The 3,072-nt window shown below is 39.0% G+C and carries 3 protein-coding genes; 1 reads left to right on the top strand and 2 read right to left on the bottom strand.

The window, feature by feature from the left end; translation table 11 throughout:
* On the top strand, window positions 1–248 hold a 248-nt coding region (locus tag F955_RS16785), incomplete at its 5' end, for a hypothetical protein (protein ID WP_004896673.1).
* Between the two features lie 386 nt (window positions 249–634).
* On the opposite strand, the gene F955_RS15300 is transcribed toward F955_RS16785, so the two are convergent.
* Together F955_RS15300 and F955_RS15295 are read right to left on the bottom strand one after the other, a co-directional pair.
* Entirely contained in the window at window positions 635–1,591 is a 957-nt protein-coding gene (locus F955_RS15300; RefSeq protein ID WP_004896672.1) for a replication initiation protein, read from the bottom strand.
* A gap of 536 nt (window positions 1,592–2,127) precedes the next feature.
* Window positions 2,128–2,721, bottom strand: coding sequence for a recombinase family protein (locus F955_RS15295; protein ID WP_004896671.1), 594 nt, complete (start codon window positions 2,719–2,721; stop codon window positions 2,128–2,130).
* Window positions 2,722–3,072: the final 351 nt, after the last annotated feature.

Here is a 3,072-nt window from a genome sequence, read left to right as displayed (position 1 = left end):
GTGGCTGTGAGTTTGGTTCTGAACGAGCTAAAAAGAAGTCCTGGGAGCATATCGTAAACGACATCAGGATTACGAGTTTAGACAATATTGCCTTATGTTGTGTTGGATGTAATGCATCGAAAGGAAGTAAAGATTTAGTAACTTGGTTTAATTCTAATAATGCTAAAAAGAGAGGCATTACCTCTGAAACTATTGCTGATGTTGTTAAATCCGCATTAAACCTTAAAAACTCACCTATAGTGCAATGATAGGTAATTAAAACAAATAAAGCCCCATCATCTTAGACAGGGCTTAACAGGTGTAACAGATAAGATTTAATTATGTTCTTCTTCCTTTCTACTTTAATAATTTAAGTAAGTGTTGAACAGGTAGAGTAAGAACTTAAGGTTTAACAGATAAGGTATAAGAAGGTTTAAGGTAAACCTTAAACAGTTATTATATTAATTATTATATAACAGTGTATATATAATATAGAGGGCGGGCATCGCAGTTGCTCTATCTTATCACTGTTTTCTGATTTGTCAAGTATTCACGTGAAAAATAAAGTAAATTAAATATTTTGTTGGATAGTGCTAAGAGTGCAGGAAACAACAAAACCCCCTTAACGGGCTATTAGCTTGATTTAGGCTCACTGTTACACCCCTTTTGAAAACCATCGAACTATTGTCATGCGTGTTACTTTCAACTTTTTGGCAATCTCTGTGTTATTCAGTCCCTGGGCTTTCAGTTGTTGTGCTTGCTGTCGCTTGTCTTGGTATTGTGCTGATCTTACTGCTCCACCTTTCAGTCCACCCTTGCGCCCTTTGATCGACTGACGATTAATAAACTCTTGGTAGCAGTAGCTATCTCGCTTCCATGTCCAACGTGCGATGCTCTTGGCTATGCCCTTAACTTCGTTGTAATTCATTGGTAAGGTGAACTCACCATTTAACGCTACGCAACGATCAACGACAGCTTGAAGCCATGCGTTGTAGGTGCTTCCTCTGTACTTCCGTATTTCAACATAAGCCCACTTGCGGACAGTGTGAAAGATGCAACAGTTACGCCCTAGCCCTACGGCGTCATCAGGTGCTATGGGTTTAGTTATCTTGTGCTGTGTTAGGTCTAAGCGTTCGGCAAGCTGTGCTAGTGTGTAAGGTTCTTCACGGAGCAGATGCGTTCTCCAGTGTTCATGCAAGGCATTCTTGGTTATTAAGCCTGTATAACCCTTGTCAGCTTTCAGAACTTCCCGTAGTGCTGTGTAAACTGCATGACCGTATTGGATTGGCTTTGGTTTGCTTGCATCAGTGCAGTAGATCGGTGTTGCAAGTTGGTAGATGTAATGAGCATGACCATTGATAGGATTCTCGATGATAAGGTTTGGTGTTGGTACGCCTACGAACTCGTAGAACAGATCAATGTACGCCGTTGAGCTGTCTAAATCAAAGATAAGAAAGTTAGTGTAGTAGGGATGATTGATTTGAATATACCGCTTAAGTAAAGCGATAGCTTTGGGGCGTACCTTAACGCCATACGAAAGATCATCTGAGCAGTAAGGTTTGTTAGGGAACTTGTCTGATATTTGTTCTAAAGCTGTTATTTGGTAGTGCATTGCTAACGTACCTGTTTGCAAATGCTAACGACTTCTGTATTATCAACAGCAGAAGATGCGTAAGCGTTTTCTAAAGAATTTGAGCCTGTATATCTAAACTTTGGCGAGGGAAGATATACGGGCTTTTTCATGTCTGCTGTATTTGTACCATAATGCCAATCAAAATAAAATTATCCTCTGAATATTCCACACCCCATCAGAATGCGATATTTTGCGTTTTAAGCGAGTTTAAGTCATTAAGGTAGGGTAACATCATCTAGCGACTTAAAATCGTAACAGCGAGATTTCAGGCGTAAATATGGCGTGTTAAATTATGACTTCTAACTGTTTTCTGTATTGTTCCATTTTATTGATAAACGCACGCCCTGATTAGAAATCTGATATTAAATTTTAATTTTGCAGTAAGTGCTAAGAACGGGAGGGGGTTTGTCTAACCTTTCCCCCCTCCAAAATAACTCGGATTTGTGTACTCGGTGCTTAACGCTCGGACAGTACCCAAAATATTGAGCTGATATGATTTTAAAATATCTTGAACATTAAGTACCTTTCGCCACTCGGTAAACAGTCGCTACACCACATCCAACAGCTTTGGCTACTTCCTCTTTCGTCATTGCACCTGTTGCTAACATCGCCTTGATGCGTTCGTGCTTGGTTGTATCAGCTTTCTTACCAGTAGGTTTATATCCTGAACGCTCTAAACCCTGTTTAATACGTTCTCGTCTCTTGTCATTATCAAGGCGAGCCATAGTCGCTAATAAGTCAATCAACATGCCATTCACAACACGCATGATATCGCCTGTTATCCCATCCATTTTATCAGTGTGTGTTGTTGGTAGATCGGCAACAATCAAGCGTAGTCCTTTAGCCTTAATCCGTTCCTTTAGTGTTTCAAAGTCATCTTGAGAAAGTCTCGATAATCGGTCAACTGCTTCAACTAGCAGAATGTCACCTTGTTGTGCTTCATCAAGCAAGCGAGTGAGTGCAGGACGATCTAACTCAGTACCTGAATAGTTTTCGATATACGGAACATAAGTTTCTGAATAGCCCTTAGAAAAGTTTACCAAGTCATCCAAAGCTCGTTCTGCATCTTGTTCTTTTGTGCTTGCTCGAACGTAAATACGTGTTGTCATGTTCAATTCAGATTATCATATAGACTTATTTTTATAAGTATAATAATAAAAAGTGAGATTTTAAACTATTTTTTATTATTTAATTTACTAAATTAGTATTTTGATAGGTTGATTCGCTAATTGAGAATTTCTATTTTGGGTATAGTGCAATGATACATTTAATGAGAATGGAGAATTTTGATCATGCCTAACGCATGGGGAATACCTAAAGACATTGAAGATTTGGTTTTAGAACGTGATCAGCGTTGCGTTTATTGTGGCTGTGAGTTTGGTTCTGAACGAGCTAAAAAGAAGTCCTGGGAGCATATCGTAAACGACATCAGGATTACGAGTTTAGACAATATTGCCTTA

The organism is Acinetobacter schindleri CIP 107287 (assembly GCF_000368625.1).
Classification (GTDB): domain Bacteria; phylum Pseudomonadota; class Gammaproteobacteria; order Pseudomonadales; family Moraxellaceae; genus Acinetobacter; species Acinetobacter schindleri.
This window is presented reverse-complemented; position numbering and strand designations above follow the sequence as displayed.

Excerpts from the sequence above, each read along its gene's own strand:
- F955_RS15300 (WP_004896672.1), bottom strand. The coding sequence starts at position 1,591 with ATGCACTACCAAATAACAGCTTTAGAACAAATATCAGACAAGTTCCCT.
- F955_RS15295 (WP_004896671.1), bottom strand. The coding sequence starts at position 2,721 with ATGACAACACGTATTTACGTTCGAGCAAGCACAAAAGAACAAGATGCA.